This is a genomic window from Aeromonas sp. QDB63, assembly GCF_027707425.1.
Classification (GTDB): Bacteria; Pseudomonadota; Gammaproteobacteria; order Enterobacterales; family Aeromonadaceae; genus Aeromonas; species Aeromonas caviae.
On the sequence record NZ_JAPCIS010000034.1, the window covers coordinates 1 to 26,547 of the forward strand.

Consider the following 26,547-nt stretch of genomic DNA (forward strand, 5'->3'; position numbering starts at 1 on the left):
ACCCAGGGCGGTGAAGATATCAAAGACCCGTTTTCCGGTAAATCGCAATGCGGCTCCGCTTAAGTGAACAGCATTGCCCGCATTGGCGGGGCCTTTTCATGGCAGCGAAGAACCTGGCTCAGGCGTAGGCGATGGCGCCCTTGCCGACCCCTTCATAGGCGACAATCTTGACGAACTTGTCCCCTACCTGCTTCTTCACCTCGCGGGCGATGTAGTGGGCCAGCAGCTCGATGGTAGTGTCGGTGTCGATCATCTCCACCTCCACCGCCGGCATGGCGAGCTGGAACAGCCCCTGGGGCGCCACGTACTTGAAGCCGATGTAGTGAGCGTCCCCTTCTTTCAGTGACGCCTCGGCCCGCTCGCTCAGGGCGAGTTCGCCAAGGGCCACTCTGTCCTCTTCGGTGCCCAGGTAGATGTCGGCCCAGCGCTCGGCCCAGTTGAACTCCAGCTCCTCGTCACGCTCTCCATCCACCAGGATCTCGACGGGAGAGCGGTGGCCGTGGGCGATGCGCTGGCAGTTGCCGTCGTGCTTCTTGAGGCCGTGGCTGTAGTGGTAGAAGGCGCCCTCGATGCGCTCCGAACGCAACGTCAGGGAGAGATCCTTGATGTTGCCGGGCAGACGCTTGGCCAGTACCCCCAGCAGATAGCGGGTCACCGACTCTTTATCCACCTGGGGGGCGGGAATGAAGGCAAACCCTTGGGTCGGGCAGCGCAGGTGGATGGAGCGGCCCGGACGCAGCAGATCCACGGTGCACTCGTCGTTGTCCAGTGGGTGGATATGCACCAGGGGGCTCTCGGTCGGCACCAGCAGCTTGTGATCCACCTCTTCATCGATGATGGACTTGATGAGCTTCTTCACCCGGCCGAAGTCCAGCAGCATGCTCATCTCGTTGAGCTCGCCGCTCATCTCGATGTCCACCAGCCAGCTCTCGCCCACCATGCCGCGGCGCTCGCATAAATAGCTGGAATCGATCACAGTCAAATCTCTAACAAATAACTTCATTACTCAGGCCTTGCTACAGAGAAAGTGCAGTTTGCGATATTATGACCCCGGATTATCGGCAAAGGAATGACTGATTTCTATCAGGATCCATTGCCAAGCCGCTTGGCATAAGGCTTAAGGCCCTTTTTTTGGCCTCACGCATCCCCCAGCGCACACCGCATTTCCCCGCATTTTACCCCTCGTTTTGCCCCAAAAATGCCCCAAGCAATTACCTAAGAATCTCGTATCACGCAGGCATAGAAAAGCCCGCGCAGTGGCGGGCCAATCCGAATCCTTCCGCATCACGCTGACACGGTGGCTTCATCGCGAAGTTTTTCCAGAATGCGCGCGATCTTGCTCTCCTCCTCAGGCGCCAGGTCCAGCGTCTCAACAAACTCTTCCAGTTCGCTTAGCAGTGATTCCATCCGATTTCCTCCTAGCTCTCCCAGTCTCTCGACTGTGAAATACTGTATACCCATACAGTACATTTCTTGAATTTATCATTTTTGGACTGATTTGGGTATTAAAAATGGGGCCATAGCCCCATCAGTATCATTCAGCTAGGTCAGGAATCAGACGCAGTATCCTGTCAACAAGAGCCCTGCGCTCCTGGGGACAGAGATCGATAACCTCCAACTCCCCCAGCAGTGCATTCAACTCAACCTGTAGTTGGGCGGCACTCATTGCACACCCCCGACACAGAATTGCTGGGCCAGCTTGGTCAGCCCCTTTGGTGTGATGCGAACCTGTTCACAAAGACGCTCACCGCCATCAGCCAAGGGCACCATCGTAACCTTGTGCTCAACCAGTCCCTGCTGCACCTTGTCCTGATAACCAAGCCACTGCTTGCCACCGGCACGCTTGTAGATCCAGCGCAGGCTGCACAGGTGCTGATTGAACTTCTTCGGCTGCTGTTGCAGCGCCTTGGCGGCCTCGGTCAGGTTCAGCGAGCCATCGGCCAAAGCGATCCTCTCCAGCGCCTCCACCATGGGTTTGGCTGCCTCCATCTGCAGTTCCAACTCGTGGTTGGCGGCCTCCAGGCGCAGCCGTTCTTGCTCGGACTGCATGGCGATCTGCAGGATCTCTATGGTGGTCAGTTGTGGGGTGATTGGGCCCAGCTTGCCGATACGGTAATCCAGAAACACCTCACAGATTCTGAATGACGAACTGCGAGAGGTCAGAGAGCTGCTGAACAGCATCAGGAGTGTAATGACTGACGAAGTGCGAAAGAAAGTGAAAGCGGTTATGAGAAATACTGACAGAAAGTCAGGAACACAAGAGGGGCAAGAGGGGCAAGAGGGGCAAGAGGGGCAATAATGCCCCCATGTACTGGTTATCAACAAAATTAACCAGGGACGGAAGAGCAGGAACTATTTTGCTGACTTAGATCAATACGAAAAGATGAATGACATCGGATATCTGTAGGTTCCCGCTTATGATCACTTACTAGAGCTATTAGCCAAAAAACAAAAACCCGCACATGATGCACGGGTTTAAGCTAATAATATCAATAGATTAAGAACGGCTTTCCGATTCTATAACTCTATCAATGAAGGCCCCAAGTCTATGCTTGGCAGCCTCATCCCAGACAACAGCCTCGTTGCCACAAGGAGCGGATAGCTGCAAAGAACCGTTTGATGCAAGGGCCGATATAGTTTTTGCGTCAAATTCTTTAACAGGAATCATAGTTTTCATGGGGTCGTCTTGTCTCATAACATACCCTCTCTCTTGCAATTGATTAAGCACAGCATCAAGGGAATCCAATTCATCCTCAATGTCCATCTCATCGGTGCTCAAATTGACGAAACGTACAGTACCACCTGTAAACACGTCTCTGAGCTTTGCTTGCTCTACTGCGGTTTTAGCGCATTTGGCTGATTGCCAGTTTGACAGTGCAGCCGTCTCGCCAGAACCAGAAAAAACAGCCTGTATATGGCGAGTGTCTGGGTCTAAGTGAGCGCAACTCAATTGAAGCCCAAACTCGAGCTGATTAGTGGCTCTATTGATTGCATAGATCACTACAGCCCCAGCATCGGAAACTACCGGAGGATGCTCCCGATACAAAACCGGCGCCTTCCACCACTGCTTCCACTGCTCGATAAGCTTCCCGTCACCTGCTAAGCATAAGACGTGATTGCCTCTTATCGACAACTTTCCAAAACCGGTGTCATCGACAAAAGCGATATGGTTGTAGAAACCATAATCATCTAACTTTGTTGACCACCGAGAATCACTTGCAACAACCCTGTTAATGAAATCGCACACAGTGGTGGTCATACGAGTCTCTATCGATTTTCGAGTCGCAATACTATACCAAAAACGCACCCAATTGTCAATACGCACATCCTGTGCATAAGTTGGGTCTGCCTCTTATCCCATGACTAAGCAATAAGATCAATACCATTTCGGTAGTTAAGTTGAGCCTAACAAAACTAGCCAACGGCAATGTGACATAGATCCGTGAAACCAGTATGTTCAAGACATCACTTGGTGAGAGTGATGCGCAACTTACACCTTACTAAGGCGAAACCAACACATTCACAGCAAAACCAATCAGTACAATGATGAAAGTGAAGGCCATGAAGTTATCCAGGCTCTCACGGTTGGATTTACTGAAACACCAGACCCCTATCGCTATCGGTATCAACGCTAGGGTGAAACTAACACTGAATGCTTTCAGCGCCACCACCATCATTATCAGAGCAAACAGTATCCACATGGTCAGGGCCCTCAGCGGTAAAGGCCCCAGATTACCCCTATCACAGAGGCTCAGCCAGGGCCGCTATTCCCCCTTACTCCCAGTTCGCCTTGTTCTTGTTGACCGCCAGATACACCAGGTCATTACGGCGGGCCAGCATCTCATCGATGCGCCGGCGCTTCTCTTCTGCGGTCAGTGTGCGGTCGCGCTGGATCAGCTCAATCCTGTTGCGTACCACACGCACTTGCTGCTGGGTTCGACTCAGGCTTCGGCGCGACTTCAGGATCCCGCCCTGCTCTTCCAGTAGCTCGTTTGCCTTGTCGGTCAGCCCTTCGCTGCGGTACTGATCAACGGTGCGCTTGAGCTGGTTCACCTCGTTCAGCATCCGGTAGAACTCCTCCATGTGCTGAGTGGACTTGGCAGGGCCGCTGCCTCGGTACACGGCCTTCACCAGCGGGATCTCATCGGCGCGCCAGCTTGCAGACTCCCCGGGCGTGCCGGCCCGGATCAGGCCATCGGCCGCCGCCATCACGTAACTGCCGATGGTGCCCGTGTAGCCGATCAGCAGGTGCTCCAGCTTTTTGGGTGACATACCCAGGGTTTCGCCAAGCTCACGCATCATCAGACTGGTCTGCTCGTTGTAGCGAGCCTCCGCCTGCACTGCGAGGTCCTGCGCGTTCTCGATGGGGATGCCACGGAAGGCATCGTAGTTGAAGTAGGATTCCACCAACGGCTTGACGATCTGCGGCGTGGGGTTGAGCGCGAACGTTTCACCGACCGCCCTGGCTATCGCCTTGCCGAGTTGCGCGCCAGTGTCCTTCCCGCCCATGGCGCGCACCATGCGCTCCGGGATGGTGCCGAACAACACCCCAATCTCGAACGGCTTGGGGATGCGGAACTCCTCATCCCCAATCCAGAAGTGCCAGTTGGCATCCTTGTCCCAGTCCGGCAGCTTCTCATAGCGCTCGTCATCCCAGTTGAGGGCCAGCAGCGCCAGGCTTGCTGCCGTGATCATGCCGGCACGCTTGGCGATCTCGCGCGGGTTGTCGCGCAGCTCACGGCTCAGCTTGCCGAGACCCTGGACCCTGGCATTGAAGAACGGCAGCAGTTGGGTCATGACCTGCATGGTGCGTGAGGCACCCAGCATGGAGAAATCCATCAGGTCCTTCGACTCGAACGCCGCCTGGGCGTGGCTCTTGCCAGCCTTGATGGCTGCGGCATAGACCGCCTCGCGGTTGGCATTCTCGAAAGCCTCGCCATAGCGGTTGTACTTCTCCCACACATTGGCAACCACGCCCTTTGCCTGAGCGGCGTTGCGGATAATGCTCTTTTCGTAGCGGGCGATTTGCTCGGGCGTCATCCCCTTGCGTCGCAGCGACTTACGCACGGTATCGGCCATCGCCTCTGGGTCATTGCCATTCACGTAGCCGCCCAGGAAGGAGGCTCCGCTGAACATCACATCAATGGTACTGCCGTCCATCGCTAGGGTCTTTTTCACCCCCTTGATGGAGTCGATCACCGGCCTGAAGCCGTCTTTGCTGATCGCCCAGCTGGAGAGTGAGTCGCGCAGGAAGTTGCGCAGCATGAATTCGGGAGATGCAGTGACCCCAGCAGTAAGCAGGCGCTTGGCCTTGGCCGCCACATTGACCATGGCGCTGAACGGCTTGCGGTCGCAGAAGGTCATAGCGCGATAGAGGTCCGGATCCTCAACCCGGATCATGTAGTCCTCCCCCTCCAGCTTGACCATGATCCTGTCTTTGCCATTGGCAAGGGCCTGGTAATCCATCTTGTTTGGCTTCGGAATGACCTCGATGATGCCGGTATCCGCCAGGTTCCAAACCGTCTTCTGGGCCGCCATGTTCTTCATGGACGCGTCGATCAGCTTGGAGGTGGAGGTGAAGATGTTCTCGAGCAGGTCGTTGGTGTTGGCCTCCCCGCCCTTGAGCTTCTTGATGCCGGAGTTCTGGTTGGCAATGCCCTTCGTCTTGAAGGGGGCGATCACGTCGCCGTCATCTGATTCACGGAAGAACGGGATGTACCACTCGCTTTCAAACTCGGCCCGCGCCTCTTTGGTGAAGAGCCCAGCTTCTTGTGCCAGGTCCAGGGTTGCGGCATTGAGGCGGTTCCAGCGGGCTTTGGCATCAAGGAATTTGGCCTCCTTGCCCTTGCCTTGCCCCTTGAGCGCCGCAATGTCATTGGCATCGAGCAGGTTCTCTCTGCCCTGCGCCATCAGCAGTTCCGCCCGGTGACCAGCCATCCAGCCAAGCCAGTTGTGCAGGTCGGCTCCCAGGTCGGCAAAGATTCCCAGCAGCGCATCCTTCTCGCCGGTGCCCGCCTTGCGCTGGATCACCCCATCCTTCCACTCCGGCAAACCGTAAAGCATGGTCGCCTGCATGGTGGAGGCGGCCCCCGTCGCCATCCGTGCAGCCACATAGCCGGAGTCAGCAGCATCGGTAATGCCGGCGGCCTCCTCGGCGTACTTGATGGGGGCCAGCGCGTCGAGCACCTCGGTATTGGCTTTTTTGATGACGCGATCAACCCATGAGCTGACCACGCCTCGGTCAACTTGACGGAGCTTGTTCAGGCTGGCCTTGGTCTTGTCGATGATGTCGGGCTTGGGGCCCAGGTTGAGCTTTTGCAGCGCTTCGTCGGCCGCGGAATTGGTTTGACTGAACTTCAGACCATCAGGTGGGAAAGGTCCATCGTCTCGAGCGCTTTCTTGTTCGCTTCGTGACGGCGCCGCATGTCCTGCCGCAGTGACTCTATCTCGGACTTTGTCAGCATCCTTGGCAAGGTCTCCTCTGGAGAGTATATTTGAGCCATAAACCCGTTCTGGTGAACCACGCTTGGGCAATTGGAGCCCTTGGGTCGTACCGAGCGGGTTTTGTTTTTCTTTGGCATATCTAAGCAATCCCTCTTCTACCCAGCCCATCAGCACGCGATGGCTATTGTCCTTCCCGTAGACGCTGGCAATGCGGTTGATATCAATACGTCCCGCTTTGGCGTTCAAATGGACTGCCGTAATAATCGGGCGACCAGACGCATCACTGGCATCGATCAAGATAGTCTTTGCGCCCTGCTCTGTTTTGGAATCGAATACTGCAATCGGATCATGCAGTAGCTCAGGCAATTGTTCAATCACGGGCATGGGGACATCATGTTTGACCCCGTTTGTGGCTTTACGAACAATGTCCCGGGTGATCCGTAGCGGCAGGTCGGGCGCGCCAACGGCTTGAAGCACGAGCGGGGTGTGTCCCATTTCGATAACCAATTCCCCGCTTTTTGGTGACGCCATCATCTTGCCTAGTTGCCGACGATATTCCTCCGCCTCCCCAGGATATGGTTTGAATGTATCCTCACCAGGTTTCTCCTCTTGGCTAAATTTCTTGCCGCCTGAGCCTCCGTCATCCTGTCCAGTTCGCTGCAACTGCTTACCCAGTCCTTCGATAAGGGAACGGGTCTCAGCAGCAGTGATGCCATCCGGCACGAAGCCAACGGCGCGCAGCGCCCGTGTCACCCAGGCCACAACCCGATCCCAGCCACGGCCCCAGGCCCCCTGTTCCAGTTCGGCGAGGTGAGCCACCACCTCTTCGGCCTTGGTGCCGATGTCCTCGTCGGCATAATGGGTGTTTACCCAATCCCACACCGGCTTCATGCTGGGGTCCTTCTGGGACTGGATGAGGCGGCTCATCAGCTTGGTGTATTCCCCATCACCCAGGACATTGGCCAGGCCGTAGTGGGCCAGCACCTCATGGCGCAGGATCTCGCGCATCCGCTTGGGGTCGGAGATGGTGTCGGCAGCCACATGGAGAGTGCCTGCATCGTCGTCAAACGCCGCGCGACGGATCAATCCGTCCTTGGCATCCAGCTCCAGGGCCCCTTCAAGCTCTGCTTGGGTGGCGTGGATCTGTACCTTGATGCCGCTCGCCCCCCGGTACTGCTTGAACCAACCATGGGAAACCAGCTCAGCCTCTTTACGGGTCAGGTGCTTGGCCGGCTTGTTCCCTTGTGCCATTGCCTGCTTTGAGAAGCGGATTATGCGTTCAGGCTTGTCGTCCTTGGCTGGCTCATCGGCTTGCTTGCCGATCACCTCTTCGCCCGTGCGGATGTTCTGGCGGGTGCGCTTTCCGCTGCGAATGCCTTCACCAACAGCCCGGATCAGGCTATCGAGCTCGTGCTCCTTGATGGGGCCCTTTGCCAAACCGGCCTTGCGCAACATGCGGGAGAACTCGGTCTTGATACCGTTCCATGCCTGGATGGTGCGCGACGGCAACTCGTTTTCAGTAAGGTGGGCAAAGACCTCTTCCGCCTGGTGCAGTGCGCTCTGCTTGCCATAAAAAGAATCGCCCGCAATCTGCTGCCAGACTGGGGCGATCCATTTCTCCTGCTTGGCGTCGATCAGCTTCTGGAGAAGGGCCTCTTTATCGCTTGGCGTAAACGTGTCCAGACCGTAGTGGCCCAAGACCTCATGACGTAAGGTAGTGACGACTTCCGCTTTTGCTCTTTCTGCGCCTCCCACACCCTGTTCATCTCGTGACGCTGGTCTGAACGACTGATCCAGAACGGGATCTCCAGATACCCCTCCTTCTCCCCCATCTCCTTGGTGAATATCCTGACCGAGCCTTCCCGCTCGGCGGGTGATGCTGTCGGCGAAGAGATGGACCTGCTGCTTGCCGGGGAGGTATCCCCCGTCGCTCCATCCGATTTGCTCGGGGCTGCCTTCTGGTCCATAAAGATCCTCTTGAGTTTGACCAACAATAAAATCGAGTGACCGAGCCCCTTTATACTCAGCCCTGAAATCCGACACAATCCCGGCAACCTCATCCGCCGTCAAGCCAGCCTGCTCGCCCACGGCGGCAACCCGTTGCTGCGACATCCGCACCCGGTTGGGCCGCGTTTCTGGCTCGCCTTCCACCGGCGGGGCCGCCACGATATTGGGATTATCCTTGCTGCGCTCAAACTTGGCTGGTTGGCTAGGATTGCGCACCCGATCAACCGTGTCGGCCAGCACCTGCGGCTTGACGCCATCCAGCCGCCAGCGGGCATCGTCCGGGTTATCCCCATGCTCCAGACCCAGCTCATCGGCCACTGCAATCGCCTCGTCATCGGCCAGGGTGCTGGCATCGACGGGCGCAACCTCGGCGCGGGCCTCCTCTATCATCCGAGTCGGCGCACTGCCAGCCATCTCTTCTCGCTCACGGCGCAACTGGATATAACGCTCGAGATCCATCTTCTCTTGGCCTGCCTGACGAGCCCCCTCATTGGCTACCGCGGCACCGGTGCGACGCCCGCCATTGCCATTCATCTCGTGCCGGCCAGCCAACTGCAAATCCGCAATGGTACCGCCGAGGTTCTGGTGGCGTTTTTCCAACTCATTTATGGTCATCCCGCCAAAGCGGTTGTCCATGCGCCCAGCAAACTCGCGCTCAGACTGTTCCCAGCGCTCCTCGCGAGTCGGCACGGGGTTCCCCTTCTCGAAAGCCCTCCGGTAGGCCTCCCGCGCCCTGTCAATAGCGCCCTCTTTGGTGTTGGAGGTAAACCAGCCAGCCCCTACAGCAGATCGGTACTTCCAGCGCCCGGCATGCTCCTTCAGCAGGTCGCGATCAATAAGATCTACCTCGGTTGGTTCCCGAACCACCCCACCTCGAGCAGCCTCGACCTGTGCCGAAGGCTCATTGGCGGCCGGAGCAGCAAGGCCTCGCACCTTGGCTGTGAACGACTTGGCTACCACCAGACCGCCCTTGCCGGGGATGGCTTTCACGCCATTATCCTTGGCCCACTGCTTGATGATCGGCACTTCGCCTTTCAGGGTGATGGTGCCATCAGGGTTATCAATCATCTCCGACCAGGGTGTCGGCGCCGCCGCTGGCCCGGCAGTCGTGCGAGCCTGTTCAGCTTGCGCCTCTTCAGATACAGCAACCCCGGCAGGTGCCGGGGCTGTCAGTGAATTTTCCTCTCCTGGTTGGGTGACAGGTAAAGGTGTAAGAGGAGCGCCATCTGCCGGATCTCCGGGTCCAGCTCGCTCCGCGAGTTCGGCAGGGGTTGGTCCAACACTTGTTGCAACCGGATCGCCTGCGCCAGGCTGATCACCTGATCGCTCACTGCTGATTGCAGGTACTGGGGTAACTGGCTCATTGCTCACCTCTGTCTTGGGTTGCTTGACGGGGATCACCTCGCGGTATCCGGTATCGATGGCTGGTGCTAGTTGGCTGGCCTCGCCCGCGGTGGCAGACGGCGCCGGAACTGTTTCAGCGCTTACGCTTGCAGCTGGCTGATCAGATGGTTGACGCATGTCAGCGACATTCGTGTCGTTGACTTGGGACGGGGTTGCTTGCGCGCCGCGCGGGGCCATGCTTGCTACGGCGCTTTTGTCGATAACTACATGCTCTGTCTGGCCGCGCGGGTCGGTGCCGGTGACCACTCCATATCCCTGACTCACCAACTCGTTGATGTAGCTTTCAGAAAGGCGGGTAATATCACCCTGCTTGTGCAACACCTTGGTGCCAGGCTTAATCTTGACATCGTACAGGGTGGGCGTGCCGCCCATCATATCGGCGTAGGCTTGCGCTTGGTGCGCGTCCTGCTCGCTGGTGCCATAGAAGCCACCATAGACACGGCCCTTTTTGCCCTGCTTCTGACCACTTGCGCGGACAATCTGAATATCCTGCTCGCTCATGCCTGGATTGCCGGAACCATGAACGATCACCATGCCATTTTGCGCGATCTCAGTCTTTCCGTCTTGGCGATCCTGCTGGGCCGAATTGCTTGACGGTTGATTGACTGCGCCCTGCTGCGCTTGGGCCTGTTGCACCTCACCGATAGCCGCTACCCCAAAGCCGCCACCATTGAGCGGCACCGGCATTTCCTGATCCTTGCGGCTGGCCATAGCCGCCTCTTTCTCGGTGGCAAAGGGCTTGCCCTTGCGGGTAATGCGCAGAGATTGCAGGGGGCCAAACACGCTATCTGTGGCGCTGCCAGCCTTGGCGATGGACTGCCTGACTGGGGAACGCGGATCCCGAATGGACTCCTCCCCCAGGGTGCGTTCAACCTGGTCGCGGGAGAGCCGTGGCGGAGTATAAGCGCTGTTGCGGGGATCGGCGCCGGGCTCACCATCGGCAAAGATAGTGTCTGACTGTTCAATCTGCTGAGGGGGAGGTGGTTGGCGCAGGTCAGGCAAAGCGGCACCACCACCCCACACCTCACCGGCACCCGGGCCGCTAGCAGTTGGAGTGGTGCGAGGCGCTCCCACCTCCATACTACTGCTCAGTGGCATCAGCTCCGAGCCAGGCGTCAGAAGTTCCCCCTCCAGTGGCACAATAGGGGTGCCTTTGAAATCATGAGCGCCACGAACAAAGCCTTGACGCTGGAAGGCTGGAACTTCACGCACCGGGTCAAACTTGTCTGACCCAAGCGGGTTATGCTCACCGGCAAACATTCCTCCTATCTCACTGCCTAGATCCAGGGTTCCTGTCACTGCTTGTGGTTCTGTGGCACGGTCAACCGTATCTCCTTGACGCTGATAGGCTGGCGTCAACTCGATGGGGTCAAGCTGTTGGAATGCTGGCACCTCCAGCGGTTGAAGATCTTCTGCAACTGGCTCGGCTGCAACCGGCCGGTAACCTTTGATCGCCTTTTCTGCCTGCTTGGCATATTTGGCGGGGATTGCAATGCCATCACCATCGGTGATGTAGGGCATATCGGCCTGCTCGGCCCATGACGCCAGCGCATCAACATCACCCTTCACGCGCAAGATACCGCGCTGATCACGTTCAAACACACCGGGGAACTGGCTGGCGCTGGGGCCGAGCGGATTCAGCTCCCCCTCGGCCTGCGAGGCGGAGGGCGCCTGCTCGCCGTCTTCCTGTGGAACAGATGCAAAGTTCGGATCCACTGCCGGACCAGCAGCGTCCTCCGTCACCGGCGCGGAAGGCTCTGCAACCGGATCGGTCCCAACGCCATCTTCCTGGCTGGCATGCTTACCGCCTCGCGCCCCACCGACAGCACCTACCGCACCACCTGTCCCCATCCCTATCAAGCCGCCCTCGATCGCGCTCGACATGACCCCCTTCATCGGGTCGATATCAGCGGCGGCCACCTCGTTGAGGGATTCGTTGACGGCGTATTGCTGCACCCCCTCCTCCAGGGTTTCGCTGATACCCTCACCTGCCGCCCCCTTGGCAGCACCTTTCAGCACTCCACCGGTGGCCGCCTTGCCAGCCAGCATCTTGAACAGCATGGCGTCGCCCATCATGGAGCCCATGGCGGCAGCTCCCCACACCTTGGCGTCGCTCATAGTGGCTCGGCTGGCCAAGTTGGCCGTTTCCTCCCGGGCCAGCCCCAACTTTTCCTCATCAGAGAGATGGGCAGTCTGCTGATCCTGGTCGATGCGAGTAAACGACTGGCGGAAGGTATCGCTGCCCGCCAGCTCGTCAAAGCTCATTCCCAGCACAGTGTCACGAGTGTTCACCCCCGCACTGCCGACTGACCCGGTCGCCCCGGTGGTCACAGCGGCGCCGGTGGCAATTTTGGATACTGCCTTGGCGGCGACCGCTTCGGCTACCTCCTGGGTCGCGCCACGCTTGACCATGGATGCAGTGACAGCCCGGCCGATAGAGGCTTTGGCGGCCACCCCAGTCACCCCGCCAGCGGCGAGTGTCGGTAGCAAAGAGCCAACGCCCTGCGCCATTTTCATGGCCCAGACATCGATATCCCCTGCGCCATCCCCCAGGGTCAACCGGCCTTCTGGCGTTTCATCGACCAGTCGGCGTCCCAGTGCCTCCTTGGCGTCAGCACTCATACTCTCGTTCAAGGCATCCGCGCCGGATTGAGCTAAATCCCCTGTTGCCGCAACCCCTTTCATCAAGGGGGTGATCGCAGAGGCAACATTCCCCAAGCAGTCTTCCCCCCATCCTCTTTCCCGTGACTTATCACGCCCCGCGCTAACTCACCAATGCCGCCCACGAGATCCAGTGCGCCAGCGCCCACCGCCTTAGGATAATCACTCCATTCTGTTTCGAGGTCTCGCTTTGGGGCCGCAGCTGCGGGCGGTGATGAAAGCTGACTGTTGATGCCATCCCAGAACTGCTTTCCTCGAGAGTCAGATTGCAGCGGTTGTGGCAGGGATGCGTCACGGAGACTGTGCTTGTCCATTCGAGTGGCCTCGGCTTTATGCAAAAGAAAAGCCCCGAGCGGCGAACCGTTCGGGGCTTTTGAGATGGGGCGATCAGCATGCAGACTGACCGACGATGGAGAGATGCTAACGCTGGGGTAGGTGAAAGGCAACTATCGGCGAGCCTGGGCCAGGCTCATCGCCTGATAGGCCGCCGCACCATCTGGTGCCTTGTTGAGCGTCGGCTGTCCATTAGTAAATGGTGCAATAACCGTATTCACGGCCGCCTCTTCTGCTGCGCGGTAGTTGTGCGGTTTATTTTTACCCCCTTCCATATTGCGCACCTTCTCAGCAGACACCGCCGCTTGCTTGGCTGCCTCCTCTTTCGCAACAGCTTGGCGCCATAACTCAAAGGCACCGTCCATTTTTTCCGGGCTTTCAAGATAGCTGCCAAGCCACCCCCCCTGCTCAGCCTCCCTCATAAACTGCTGGCGTTCAGGGTTGCTCTGGCTCCACTGCTCAGGATTGACACCAGAGGGTGCCGCACCAGGTGTCCCGCCAGTATTCACCCCGTAGACAGACGGCAAGCTTTCTCTGGCCTCATCAAATGCCGCTTTGACCGTGGCCGGATCCCCGCCATCGGCCAGCGCCTTGGCTTCTTGCTTGTGGAGATCAGCCAGGGCAGCCTTCAGCCCTTTATAGTCAGCCGGTGGATTAACACCGGTCTGTACAAGAAAGTTCTCCCATTGTTCTGGGTTTTGCTGGATCTGCTGGCTGACCTGGCGCGCCTTGCCGAAGTATTGAATCAACCTCTGGGGGGTGAGCTCCTTGACGGGGTCGCTCGGGTCACCAGTTCGGCCCTCGGTTATAGGGGCATCTTTGACAGTTTCTTCACCAGTCTTTGGGTTGATGTAGGTCACAGGGGCCTGAAGGAAGAATGTCCCGCGGCCTGTTGGAACAACCTCCACCTCTCCATATGACTTAATTACTCCTGTGGGGGTGACGGTCCCAATACCTTTTTCGAGATTGCCCTTGACCATATAGGTCAGAGCTTGCGTCATCTCGGGAGTATTAATTGCCTCACGCATTTTCCCCATATCCCAGACCCTGGCGTCCGGGTTGTTAATGATTGCTTTCATCCCTTGATAAACAGTGTCAGAACTCCGGTGCCATTGCGGGTCACCAAACACGCGGTATGGATTTCGCCCGGCGGCATATTCATGGTTCAACAAAGCATCTTGCTCTGGTGTAATTTGCTCTCCTCGCCCCAGCGCTGCTGTCGCCATATTGAACGGCACCTCATTGTCGAGCCACCACTGGTCCCGATTGTTCTTTGCCACGGCCAGTGCGTGAGACTCTTGGGCCCTTTTATTTTGCTCCACGTTAAGGCTCAGCATCGCGTTGGCGCGCTTATTATCCAACTCCAGTTGTTTTTGCCGTCCTGCGTATTCTAAGTTCCATCTGTCGTCGTCAACCTTATGGCGACCTCGGTTATATTTGGTTTCGTCCTCATACCGAGCGTCATCCTTTTTCTGCCGCTCCTGCTCGTTCTGCCACATGGCATCACGCAGGCCCATTGACCTCTCCATCCGCTCATCTTCTTTCTGGCCCCGCTGATAGCGATCCATGGTGTTGAAGCCAGCCAGAAACCCTTCTGCCAATCCCGATACGCTCATCATGCCCCCTTAAAACAAGCTGTCTGCCAGAAACCCAACCCCAGCACCTGCCAGTGCGCCCAGAGGGCCACCGAGTGAACCCGCCATGCCCAACACAGCGCCCATCGATGCGCCAGTACCGATTGTGCTCAGGGTTTGCCCCTTGCGAGCTGTCTTGAGACTCTTGTTTGCAGCCTCCATCTCCGACTCTCGGTTGGCAGCATCGCGCAAACCCGCCAGGCCTTGCTGGCGTGTCTGGCCGCCGATATCCAAAATGCCGTACCCCATCACACACCCCCTCCGGTTTTGATTGCCTCACGCAGCCCCGCATCCGCGCCGGTCAGGATCCCCATTTGTCGGGTCTGCTCCTGTTCACGAAGGCCGTTCTCGGTACCCGCCGTCATCAGCGCCATGCGCAGCCCTTGGCTGTTATCGTTGGCATTGCTAATGGTGCCCAACCCCATTCGCGCATTGCGGTTGGCCGTGGCCTGCTGGGCCGAACGCAAAGCGTTGGCGTTGTTCTCGTCCACCCGGCCAAGCTGCTCTCGCAGCAACTGGCCGTTGTTGGCCAGCTCCATCAGCTCTTGCTGCTTGGGGTAGAAGCGCGCCTTCCAGTCCTGGTATTGCTCGCGGGTGATTTTGGCGTAAGTGTCTGCGGCGTAACCCATGGTTACCTACCTCCCAAATACGTTTTTGCGTTGGGGTTATAGACGCGGTTATCAGCAAGCGTCTTGGTGCTATCGAGATGTGATGCAACATCACTGTTGCTGGTAACCGTCGGCGCTTTCAGGCTGGCAAGCCCATAAGCAGTGCCAGCCCCCAGCACGGTACCCACCATGCCGGCCGTGGCCTGTCGATTCTGGAACGAGATCTGCGCATCATTCACCGACTTGCGCAGGCTGGTCGTGGCCACATCCCCCATGCCAGCCAGGGACTCCGCTTTCTGCCCAGCGCCAATGCTCACCACATCCTTGAGGCCAGCCACATGCCTATCTTGCTGGCTGGACTGCGCTCGATTGGCCGTGTCCGTCTGGCTCAGGGCCTGATCCGTCTCAAGCCCGGCCATCGTCTCCTGGTACCGCCCGCTGGTCGGGTCGATGCCGCTGGCAGCCATGGCATCGGCCTGCCCCTTTCTGGCGTCGCCAAAGGTTTTTGCCGCTCCCAGCGACGCAGTGCCAGCCAGTTTGTCGAACTCCCCCTCGCTGTTGAGGTCATCCACCTTCTCGATGAAGATGTCCTCGTATTTCTGCAGGTCGTTCTTGTAGAGATCCCACTGCTCCATGGCCACACTGGCCGCAGCCTTCTGAGCCTCGGTCTCCTGAATTTCGTTCGAGCCACCCTTCCCCATCACCTACACCTCATAGGTTGATCTGAAACACATAGAGCCCATCAGCATCATCCGGCTGACGGACCCATCCCATTCTTGGCGCAACCTTGAGCCACCCCTTACGCGCCGAGTGGAAGCGCAGCCAGCGTGCCCCAATCAGGCGTGCCAGGCGCTTCACTTCCGGCAGGTGCCGCTCAGGCGCCCCACCATCCCCCCACCCCACCCAGACCAGGACGCCGATCACGCCATCTTCGGCCAGCGGCTTGAGCACAAACCCGTCAGCACCGCGCACAAACAAAAACGCCATCCGGTTTCGGATGGCGTCTTGCAGTTTGAGAGGGAGATTAGGATTCCCGGTATCCCTGACTATGCGGTTCAAAGCAGCCCTCACCATAGACCCATCAGCCATAGGCTCTCCCCGATAAGGCGCTGGTTCTGGATAGATGACCCAGGATAGGCCACCACTTCGAAGGTGATGTTGACGGTCTCAGTCCCAGCGGGGATCACGAAAGCATCTTGGAAGGTCACACTCATTGGCGCTCTATTCGTACCCACAGGGAACGAGGCTGTGGACGTAGCCCTGGCTACTTCAGTGCCGTTGAGCTTGCACAACAATATGAGCCCTATCGTGCCGGATCCGGAAACCTCTGCTAGACCTGTGAGTGGTTTGATGCAGACCATGTTTCTGGCTCGCTTGTAACCTGCCAAAGAGAAGTTACCTGACGCCCTGATCATCCTTGTGATATCACCCACAATCCGATCCGCTTCCAACGTCCCCAGGACCACGCAATCGGCAGCAATCGTGCAGTTGTTCATGGTCATGTTCTTCACATAACCGCCTTCTGCACGAAGTCGATTGGTATAGATGCTGCCGTCCGCATAGATCATCGTGTACCAGCCGAATCCCCAACTGGCATATGGCCCGCCTTTACCGAACCCTGCTGCCCCGCCAGACAGGAAGGCATTGCCCATATCGATGGAACCGCCCGAGATCGCAGGCGCCGACATGCTGACCCCTGCTTTGATGTAGTCCGCCGTGATTTTCTCGGACGTCAGGATCTGGATGGTGGCTTTGCGGATAATGGCCTCGGCAATGACCGCCTGACCATTGTCGATGGCAAACAGCGGCGCCATGGGCGTTGAACTATTCGGGTTGAATACGAACACCTGAGAGGCAGAGATAGCCACCTGACTCGTGCCGTCAGAGTTTGCAATCAACCCTATCCCGGCAGTGATCTGGCCCGCGCTGGCTTTCGCTGTCCACATGGCCTGGGCACCATTTTGCAAGTCGGCAATAGCTTGGCTCTGGAGTTGAACGGCGGCGGCATTGGCTGCAATCCTCGGGTCGTCAGTGGCAACCCAAGCAGTACCACTGTAACGATACGGCCTGTTGTTGTTGGCTGTGTCAAACCACAGATCACCGGTGCCCATCGCTGACCCTGGGGCAGTGGCTTGGAAGAACGTTTTATTCTTGCTACCTGCAACAGCAGACACCGTATCAATCTGGCTGCCGAGGGCTTGCATCGCATCGGCACGGGCGACTGACTCTGCCGTGATCTGGCCTTGGAGTTGCTGATCTCCCTGCTGATAGTTTGCCGTTACCTGCTGGATCTGCTGTGCCATGGCCGAATCTGCATCAGCCCGCGCCTTCACTTCGTCATTGATGGCAGCAGTATTTCTCGCAACACCCTGTGCGGCTTGATCAGCGCTTGCCTGAGCTGCGGCGGCGGCTTGAGCTGCATCGATCGCGACCTTGTCTGTTACTGCAACCCAGGCTGACCCACTCCACCGCTTCGGAGTGTTGATGCCGCTGGTCGTATCAATCCAGAGATTCTGAGCAAGCCGATCTGCTACTGCTGGAGCTGCTGACTGAATGAGCACCTTGCCCTTTCCATTGGCTATCCCCGCAGCAGCCGCTGCATCCTCTTTTGCCTGGTTTGCACTACTCTGGGCTCCTGCCGCAGCGGTGCCCGCCGATTCTGCTGTGGCCTTCACCTGACTCAATTGCTCAGAAAGGGACTGGTTTGCTTCAGCACTAACACGGGACACTTCATCGATGCTGGCCGCCAGGGCCTGCTCCGCCCCCTTGAACTCTGCATCCAAGGTGGACAACTGTTCAGCCAGCGCGCTATCAGCATCGCTCCGCGCCCGCACTTCAGCTGCAACAGCAGCATTCGTCGCGGCGTCCGCCGCTTTGAACTCGCTATCAACAACACTGATCCGCTGTGACAGCGCCTCATCAGCCGTCGCCCTAACCAACTGCTCATTGGTGATCTGCGCCCTGATCTCCCCATTCTCAGCATCAAACTCAGCGGTCAGTTGCTCAACAGTCCTGGCTTGCGCCTCCTGTTGATTCGCCAGCGTGCTCTGCTGTTGGAGAATGACGCCGCGAGCCTTTCGGTTCTCTCGGTCACGTTCATCCCCGGCCAGAGCCCCTTCAACCAGGCTGGCGGCGCCAACATCTACCTCTGATTCCAGCTTGTCCTGGCGCTGGCTCAGCGACTCCTCATTGCTCACCACGACCCGCTGCAGCTCAGTGATGCTGGCTGAGTTCTCTCCAACCGTCACATCGATGGTGCTGATCCGCTCCCCCAGCGCTCGGTCGGCATCTGCCATGGCTTTGCTCGATTCAGCGAGAGATGCAGACAGTGCCGTATCGGCAGCCTTGAACGCCGCATCGACAGTGCTGATCTGCTGGGCAAGCGCCTCATCTTTTGTTGCCCGAGCCAGCTCCTCGGCCGCAACCCTCGCATTCGTATCCGCGAGGTCGCTACTGAACTGCGCCTCCACTTCGGCAACCCGTCTCGAGATAGCCTCATCAGCGGTGACCCGGGCTGATTCCTCCTGGGTGATGTTTGCGACAAGTTCGGCAGTAGCATCTGAAAGTGCGGCAGCCAGTTGATTCTGGCGAAGAGACAGCGCTTCGTTTGCCGATGCGTTCGATTGTTCAAGCGCGCTGATAACGGCATTGGTATCCGCATTGGCCGCCTTGAACTCGGCATCAACAACACTGATCCGCTGTGACAGCGCCTCATCAGCCGTCGCCCTGGTCAACTGCTCATTGGTGATCTGCGCCTTCAGATCTGCCGTTTCGGCATCAAACTCTGCGGTCAGTTGTTCAACTGTCCTGGCCTGCGCCTCCTGTTGATTCGCCAGCGTGCTCTGCTGTTGGAGAATGACGCCGCGAGCCTTTCGGTTCTCTCGGTCACGTTCATCCCCGGCCAGAGCCCCTTCAACCAGGCTGGCGGCGCCAACATCTACCTCTGATTCCAGCTTGTCCTGGCGCTGGCTCAGCGACTCCTCATTGCTCACCACGACCCGCTGCAGCTCAGTGATGCTGGCTGAGTTCTCTCCAACCGTCACATCGATGGTGCTGATCCGCTCCCCCAGCGCTCGGTCGGCATCTGCCATGGCTTTGCTCGATTCAGCGAGAGATGCAGACAGTGCCGTATCGGCAGCCTTGAACGCCGCATCGACAGTGCTGATCTGCTGGGCAAGCGCCTCATCTTTTGTTGCCCGAGCCAGCTCCTCGGCCGCAATCCTCGCTTTCGCATCCTCGAGGTCGCTGCTGAACTGCGCCTCGACCTCAGACACCCGCCTCGAGATGGCCTCATCGGCGGTGACCCTGGCCTCCGACTCACTGGCGATATCTGCACTTAGCGTGTTATCAGCCTCGGTCATCTCGACGCGCATCTGATCCTGTCTCAGTGCAAGCGCAGCGTCAGCGTCGCTCGATACCTTCTCCAGTGCCTTGATGGTGGCGGTCGTCTCATCAAGGGCTGTGTCTGTTGAGGCACTCAGGTTGTCGATGCGCTGGGCCAGCGCGCCACTAGTGTCAGCAAGCACTACCTCCACGCCGCTAATCCGTGCCTGAGTATTGGCATCCCTTCCTTCAAATTTGACGTTCATGTCGGTGATACGCTTGGCTTGAGCGGACTGCTCATCCACGATCACTTGCTGCTGGGTGCGAATGGAGCCAAATGCACTGCGATTTCCCCTATCTCGCTCATCACCAGCCAGCGCTGCATCAATGGCAGCTTGGCCGACATCCAAGGCACCATCCGCCTTATCCTTTGCCAGCTCAATCTCAGCCTGAATTTCATCGAACCGCCCGGCAGTGATCCCGCCCTCCGACTCGATAACCTCCTCCAGCGCTAGGATCTTGCCTTCCGCCTTGCTGGCCCTCACCTCTAGTCCGCTGACTCGCTGGGCGGCGACGCCATCGGCGTCAGCTGTCACGCGCGCCAGCTCGGTGATCTTAGCGTCAAGCTCTTCACCGCTGCTGCTGACAGTAGCCTGCAGGCCATCGATGCGCTGTGCGGTCGCCCCATTGGCATCAGCCGTCACTCGAGCCAACTCAGTGATCCTGGCGTCCAGTTCTCCGCTGCTACTGCTGACGGTCGCCTGTAGGCCATCGATGCGCTGGGCCTGGGTGGATAGAGCTTCAGCATGCACCGTCAGCTTGCTTTCTGCGTTGGCCAGCCTCTGGCCATGCTCATCCACCTCTTGCTGGGCGGCCTTCTGGGTCAACTCCCCTTTTGTTGCGTTTAGCTCCTGCCCAATCTGGGTGACTCGCTGTTGTTCGTCAGTGAACTCCCCCTTGGTGACCGTTTGACTCAGACTGGCATCCAGACCATTAATGCGCTGCTCCGCTTCAGTGAGACGCGAGCCCTGGCTATCCACGGTTACATTGTCGGCCTTGCTGTCGATCTGGCCGGCGACGGCATCAAGCCCCAGATGGACTTCAGTGATAGAAGCCCGCATCTCCTCGCGCACGGCATTGACCGCATCCATGGTCATGCTGCCGTTTTCTGGGTCGATGACAAACACGGCATCCCGGAACGAGTCAAAGTCGCCTTTGTACTTGTCCAGCTTGGCATTTAGGCGGTCCTGCACCAAACCGAGCTCAATGCTCGACATCCCAAGCTGCTGCTGGGCATCATCCAGCAGCTCTTGCGCTACCTTCTGGCGCTCATCCAACCCGGCCAGCTCCTGTTCGATGCCGGGGATCTTGCCCTCGATGGCGGCAATCTTGGGGCGGATCACCTCGATTTCATCAATCTTGGGGAGAATGACCTCGATTTCATCCACCTTGTGGAGAATGAGATCGATCTCATTGACCTTGGGGCGCATGACCTCGATTTCATCAACCTTAGGCTTCAGGATCGCAATGTCGAGCTGGAGTTGGGGGACTTGCTCTATTGGCCCAAGCAGCGTCTGGGCCAGGTGGCTCTCCTCTATCTTCCCCTGCAGTTCGTCGAGAATGTCCTGCACATCCCGGCTGGTTTCAGCCTCGACTCCCTGCATACCCTGGAAGGGGCCCTTGTCATCCTTGCCGTTGACAAAGCGCACCCAGTAGTAAAATTTGGCGCCCTTGCCAATGGCGTCAGAGAAGAGATTGGCCGAAGAGGTCCCCACCAGGGTGGCCTCGGCTTGGTTGTCACTCTCAGCTCGCCATATCTCGGCGTGAGCATGCCCCCGGTACTGCGGCGGATCCCACTCAACAAGGACCGTGTGAAATGCGCCATTGGCGATCACATTGACCGGAGCGTGGGGGAACTCCATCTGGCCCGGAGGGAAAAGGTCTGGGTTCTTGCCGGGGACATAAACGCCGCCAGCACCAGGGCGCAGCGTAGACAACCCCAATGCCGCCAGCTCCCGGAACGTGACGGCCTTATCAAGGCGATCGCCACGCTGCCCAGTGAGCAGCTCCACGTTCTCGGCTGTTGCGGCCTGGTCACGGCCGGCGCGATAAGCGGGTTTCTTGGCCATCAGTTCACCATCTCCGCCATGCTGCTCGCGAGGGTGATGCGGCTCACCACCGAGGTGCCAAAGACCTCTATCTGCCAGAACCGGCCCCGCACTGGCGGCAACCTGAACGCCCCGGGCACCAGGTTGCCAGGGGACAGCTCCATCACCTGCTCCCCGTCAACGAACAACTTGATCCCGACCAAGCCAACATCCTGAGCCAACACCCGGCAGCAATTGAAAGACGTTCCCTCTGGCTCCATAAATGGCTTGGACCGCCAGACGAACTGACCATTGCTGGCGCTCCCGCCCCGCCAAATCTGCAAGCTTCGGCCCTTGGCAACGTAGAGGGAGTCGCTCTCCATATCGGAGACAGCTGCATCCCACCGGTTCGTCAGCTCACGCAAGTCGCCACTTTTCGGGTCAAAGATGAATGCGTGGGTGTCGGTCATGGCCACATATTTCCCCTCGTGGTGCCATGCCCGCATGCTCTCTGGCTTCATTGCCCGCCACTGGCTTCGGGTGATGATCCCCTCGGTGACCACCTGACCACCGTTGGCACCGATGCCGACCAACCCGTCCGGGGAGGCATAGAGCACAACGCCATCCATAGCCACCATAGAGCGACCACTGACACAGGACTGCGGCAGTTGACTCAGCTTCTGGGTGGTCACGGATGCCGGGCTCACACCCTGGGCAAGATAGGGGTACCCCTTGGTCCCGATCACCAAGGTGGTGTCGATGGCAGCGATCGCCACAATGTCGTGCTCAGTGGTCAGCCGGTACTTCTCCGGCCAGGCATAGGGAAGGTAAGGCTCGCACAGGTAGAGGGAGTTGCCAGCAAAGCCGGCGCACATGCCGTTCGCCATTTGACACATGCCGCGCATGCCGTCGGGTGGCATGGTGTAATCGTAAGTCTCCAGCACGGCGCCCAGCTCCCCATCGGCGCGGGTATCGACAAACGATGCTTGGGCAATGGGCAGCTCGGCGACCAGCAGGTAATCAGCCAAGCCGCCACCGGACACTGACCGGTATATCCGGCGCTTGGTGATGTTACTGTTCTGGGTTGTCGGTGGGCTCAGCATCAAGGTGACGGATGACCCTGGGATCCCGATATTCACCTTTCCGCTGACAGGGCCCGGGGGCCCCTCCTCACCCATCGCAGTAACGAAGGTATCCACGTAGAAGCGGGTTTCGTCATCTGTCAGGTCATCATCCACACCACCAACAGGTGGGGTGATGGTGCCAACCCCGACCGGAACACCTGGGGCTGGAATGCCCAGTCGATACCACGCCGTCGGCTTGTTGCTGCCGCCTGTGGCTATCTGGGCATGGGTCACCTTGGGATACTCACCATCCGTGTAGTAAACCCGGCCATACGGGTCCTGAGCTATCGGGGAGCGGATGGCCTCCACCACCTTGTTCCAGGCGAACCAGTGCTGGCCATAGTGAAAAAGGGTGGTAGGCACGATGGGCAATTCCACACCAGCACTGGCGTCATCCTCCAGAGGCGAGATGACGCCATGGTCAAAATGGCAGTCGCGAGCAATCACCGCGACCTCATCAGACAAAAGATGGGGCTCCACGCGCGGCATAGTCCCTCGCATGGTGACGATATCGAGTATGGGCATGGGGATCTCAGAGAGGCAGAAACGAAAAAGCCCCGCTCGAGAGAGCAGGGCCATGATGGGTAAATCCTAACGCCGGGAGCGCCAGGAGGCAAGGCTCACATACTGGCGGGATCTGATGCCCAGACATATTGGGGAGTTTCGACAACCACGGTCACCGGCGCCAGGGCGGCGGCCAGGGCGGCGTCGGTGGTGCGCACGTTGGCGTGATAGCCGGGAACGGCCTCCCACACCTCCAGCTCGATACCATCGACGGTCTGCACCGCGCCAGTCGGTCTGGTTACCATGCCAGGCGGTAGAAGCTGCAACGATGCTGTAGGGTGATAGAGTGTGCCGCTTTCGCTGTCTTTGACGAAGCCAGCGGCCTGCAGGGCCTTGGTCATGGCGGCCTTGTCGGCCGCCTTGAGGTTGAGGTCGATGAAGTCGGTCATGCTACAGCCTTGATTTGATTATCGGTGAGGGCGCGATGCCAGATGCGAAGATTTCGGATGTGGCCAAACAAATATCTAGCATTGTCGCTAGACTCCGCTCTGCCGATGTAGAGAGTGCTACCAAGGGTCTGCCCCTTCCAATCCCCCTGCGTTGGCACCCCAAACGCACCCGATGAAAATTCATTTCTAACCCCATTTGCAGCTCTGAAAACTGCCGTGCCAAATAATTGGCAAGTGACGCCGGGCGACAACCCGCCATCGAACTCATTCAGGCTTTGCAGCTTAAGCGGCGGGGATGATGCTATAACCCGCAGTCCGTCGTATGTCTTGTCGCTAGCCACAAATCCCAGTAGCTGGGCTGGAGCAAGGCCTGACCGATTAGCAGATAAGAGGTTATAATTGCATCCGATGGTTACTGGCACGACAAAATTACCGGCCCGCTGGACGCTGCAAACGTCAGCAGCCCTAGTGGCTGCGGCGCCAGCTGTCGGGATGTAGGAGCTGGCGAACGGAAGGGCCTCAACTTGAACCCGGCGGACCTTGGCCGTTAGACCAACTGTTGGGACGCCTCCCGATGAGGCCCCTTTCGCAGCGAAGTTTATCCGTATTGAGCTGTTCGCAGAGGCAATTTTGCTAGTTACGCTGACGCGCACCCATCCGTCAGGGGTTATGGTTCTAACCATCTTTCTGGTGGAATCTTCCAACGTCACAGGCGTAGCACCCTCTGCCCATCCCGATTCATTGTCACCGACACGCAACTGAACAATACCCATAGATTGAGACGGGTCATATTCTGCTGTGATGGTGTATCCCGATACCCCAACAGGAATTACGTTGAGATAGTCAACACGAGTTTGAGCAGCATCAGTGGCCGATCCGGTTATGACGCCACCGGACATAGTACAGGAAACTTTAGAGAACTTATCTATGTCATCCGACCATGGGGCAAGATTCGTGCTCTGCCCCTCAATCAGCAGCCCCTCTTTCTCAAAGCGCGGCTCATTCGCGGCAGCGGTTTTAAGCTGGCCATCTTTGCCGATGTAGGTCGCTGTGGTGCTGCGGCTGAAATTCACCATCCTCGCCACAACATCCGACCCTACCAGCACATCCCGGCCATAACCGGTGATAAGGCGCAGGCTGTCAGAGAGCGGCGCCCACACATCCGGCAGCGGGAGGACCGACGCTACGACAATATCGCCAGCCAGGGCCGCGCTTGCTGCTGCCTTGTCCGCCTCCGTCTTGGCGCGGGCAGCCTGGCCCTCCCCTTCACTGGTCACACGTTTCCACGGGATCAGTGTTTGCTTGGTTCCATCCGGTGCAGTCACCTCAACAGTGGTGGCAGTGCTCGTCAGCAGCGCCTGAAAAGCATCGCTCTGCTGCTGATAGGCACTCAGCGTGGCGGTCAGTCGGCGGGCGAACTCCGGAACGGAATCCGAGAAAGTCGTGATGATCTCGTAGGCTTTGCCCGTGGCAGTAACACCACGGTAGGCCTGCACCAGATACAGCTCCGTGTTGGACACCACGTAGTCCACCTCGTAGAAATCCACCGAGGTGCCACTGGTGATACAAAAAAGGTGGCCCTTGGCCACCCCGTTCTTGGTGTCTGCGAAGGTGGTCCCGGTACCGGTCACCTTCTTGTTGCCATTGGTGACGGCCACCGTACCGTCACGCTTCCACACTCCAGCCATGCTGCCCCCTTACTGCCCGGTCACGCGGGAGAATCCTTCGGTCTTGCGCTGCTCGAGGCTGGCATCAACCTGGGTCTTTTCACCCAACTGCTGCAGGTAGGCGTTGTAGTGGCCGACAGCCCGATTGGAGTTGGCGCTGTATTCGGAGTCCTTCGAGAAGGCCCGGTACATGATGAAGTCGATAAGCGGGTTGATGTAGATGTCATCCAGATCGGCCAGCGCCGGCGTGCCCACGTTTTCCACGTCCGCCAGCACCTTAGATTGCGGCGCCACGGAGTAGATCACATCCACCTTCGCTGCGGCGGCGGGGCCCGGGTAGAGATAGAAGTTCTTGGGGTCCCGATCGTCATAGGTGTAGGCGGCCACGCTGGTGCCATCCTTACCTGCATGCCAGTCCGGGTAACTGTCATCGAGAGCGCGCCGCGGCACAAAGCGAATCACTTTGCCGTCGGCATTGCGCAGCACCTCGATCAGCCGCAGGGCATCTGCTGGCAGAGTCTGCTTGGTACCAGCGGCGCAGTTGAACTGAACGTTCTTGGTGTGGGCGTCAGGACGCATCAACACGATCGCCTTTGCGGCATCGTTGTAGTAGTCCAACAGCTCCTGCTTGGGCCAGCGAACCCAGGTGCGATCATTGAGCAGGGTATTTACCCGCTTCAAGATAGAGTCAACGGTAACGGTTGCCATGTGTGGAGTCCTTTAGAAAAAAGTGTGTTTGCGGGGCGGGTTGTGGAATTCGACCTGGGTCGGGGCGCTGTGCTCTTTGCGGAACCGGCCAGCGCGACGCCAACCTTCGACAAACTCAGTCCGGTGGTATCCTGCCCGCTTAGGGTCAGACCAAGGGCGGTCTGGCTGGGCATAGAGCAAGGCTGCGACGCCATGGGCAATGGCATCGGCGTGATCGTGGTAGAGCTGGGCTGGGAGCTCGGTGGCGTTCTTGACCGGGGCAGCCACATACCAGATCCGCACATTGCAGAGATCTGTCAGGATGCTCAGTTCATTGGCAGACATGGCGAAGTAGTCACGCCCACTGACAAATGGCGCGCCCCCTTCACCGGTCAGGTGCAGCACATTGCACGATGTCATCCCGCTGATGTTGCAGACCTCCACCAGGCTGCCGGCTGACGCGCTGGGCAGCAGTCGGTCAAGGGTCAGCAAGGCCGACTCCCGGCAGAACGTGATGGCCGCCTCTATGACGGCCTCACTCAGCATGACTTCGAGCGGGCCGGTGATGTGCAGCCTGACAGTGGGCAGGAACTGCTCACGCGACACCATCTGCAT

General features: G+C 58.4%; 16 protein-coding genes. All 16 read right to left on the reverse strand.

Annotated features, from left to right (window positions below; genetic code table 11):
- Window positions 1-118 precede the first annotated feature (118 nt).
- On the reverse strand, window positions 119-1,003 hold the full coding sequence (locus PG879_RS17095) for a 6-pyruvoyl trahydropterin synthase family protein (RefSeq protein WP_270830478.1): 885 nt from the start codon (window positions 1,001-1,003) through the stop codon (window positions 119-121).
- 281 nt (window positions 1,004-1,284) lie between these two features.
- A complete protein-coding gene (locus PG879_RS17100) occupies window positions 1,285-1,407 on the reverse strand; it encodes a hypothetical protein (protein ID WP_258039730.1) in 123 nt (40 codons plus the stop codon).
- Window positions 1,408-1,662: 255 nt separating this feature from the next.
- Window positions 1,663-2,127: a phage antirepressor KilAC domain-containing protein gene (locus PG879_RS17105; protein WP_270830479.1), complete on the reverse strand. Its 465-nt coding sequence runs from the start codon at window positions 2,125-2,127 to the stop codon at window positions 1,663-1,665.
- 370 nt (window positions 2,128-2,497) lie between these two features.
- The gene (locus tag PG879_RS17110) at window positions 2,498-3,259 is read right to left on the reverse strand and encodes a hypothetical protein (protein WP_045789781.1); all 762 of its coding nucleotides are present in this window, start codon (window positions 3,257-3,259) and stop codon (window positions 2,498-2,500) included.
- A 515-nt stretch (window positions 3,260-3,774) separates the two neighbouring features.
- On the reverse strand, window positions 3,775-12,477 hold the full coding sequence (locus tag PG879_RS17115; protein ID WP_270830480.1) for an LPD38 domain-containing protein: 8,703 nt from the start codon (window positions 12,475-12,477) through the stop codon (window positions 3,775-3,777).
- A 485-nt stretch (window positions 12,478-12,962) separates the two neighbouring features.
- Window positions 12,963-14,465 (reverse strand): hypothetical protein, encoded by a 1,503-nt coding sequence (locus PG879_RS17120; protein WP_118881010.1) that lies wholly within the window; start codon window positions 14,463-14,465, stop codon window positions 12,963-12,965.
- A gap of 9 nt (window positions 14,466-14,474) precedes the next feature.
- Window positions 14,475-14,732, reverse strand: a complete 258-nt coding sequence (locus PG879_RS17125) for a bacteriocin (RefSeq protein WP_203762482.1) — start codon at window positions 14,730-14,732, stop codon at window positions 14,475-14,477.
- Window positions 14,732-15,112 carry a hypothetical protein gene (locus tag PG879_RS17130; RefSeq protein ID WP_270830481.1) on the reverse strand — a complete coding sequence of 127 codons (381 nt, stop codon included), beginning with the start codon at window positions 15,110-15,112 and terminating at the stop codon, window positions 14,732-14,734. Before PG879_RS17130 ends, PG879_RS17125 begins: the two co-directional genes overlap by 1 nt.
- A 2-nt stretch (window positions 15,113-15,114) precedes the next feature.
- Entirely contained in the window at window positions 15,115-15,792 is a 678-nt protein-coding gene (locus PG879_RS17135) for a hypothetical protein (RefSeq protein ID WP_270830482.1), read from the reverse strand.
- A gap of 10 nt (window positions 15,793-15,802) precedes the next feature.
- Window positions 15,803-16,078: a hypothetical protein gene (locus PG879_RS17140; RefSeq protein ID WP_270830483.1), complete on the reverse strand. Its 276-nt coding sequence runs from the start codon at window positions 16,076-16,078 to the stop codon at window positions 15,803-15,805.
- Between the two features lie 80 nt (window positions 16,079-16,158).
- A complete protein-coding gene (locus PG879_RS17145) occupies window positions 16,159-21,543 on the reverse strand; it encodes a phage tail tip protein (RefSeq protein WP_270830484.1) in 5,385 nt (1,794 codons plus the stop codon).
- Window positions 21,543-23,204 carry a hypothetical protein gene (locus PG879_RS17150; RefSeq protein WP_270830485.1) on the reverse strand — a complete coding sequence of 554 codons (1,662 nt, stop codon included), beginning with the start codon at window positions 23,202-23,204 and terminating at the stop codon, window positions 21,543-21,545. The genes PG879_RS17145 and PG879_RS17150 overlap by 1 nt, the downstream gene beginning before the upstream one ends.
- Before the next feature lie 41 nt (window positions 23,205-23,245).
- Entirely contained in the window at window positions 23,246-23,578 is a 333-nt protein-coding gene (locus tag PG879_RS17155) for a hypothetical protein (protein ID WP_270830486.1), read from the reverse strand.
- Window positions 23,575-25,266 (reverse strand): phage head spike fiber domain-containing protein, encoded by a 1,692-nt coding sequence (locus PG879_RS17160; RefSeq protein WP_270830487.1) that lies wholly within the window; start codon window positions 25,264-25,266, stop codon window positions 23,575-23,577. Before PG879_RS17160 ends, PG879_RS17155 begins: the two co-directional genes overlap by 4 nt.
- A gap of 9 nt (window positions 25,267-25,275) precedes the next feature.
- The gene (locus PG879_RS17165; RefSeq protein ID WP_270830488.1) at window positions 25,276-25,953 is read right to left on the reverse strand and encodes a phage adaptor protein; all 678 of its coding nucleotides are present in this window, start codon (window positions 25,951-25,953) and stop codon (window positions 25,276-25,278) included.
- 12 nt (window positions 25,954-25,965) lie between these two features.
- Window positions 25,966-26,547 carry a hypothetical protein gene (locus PG879_RS17170; RefSeq protein ID WP_270830489.1) on the reverse strand — a complete coding sequence of 194 codons (582 nt, stop codon included), beginning with the start codon at window positions 26,545-26,547 and terminating at the stop codon, window positions 25,966-25,968.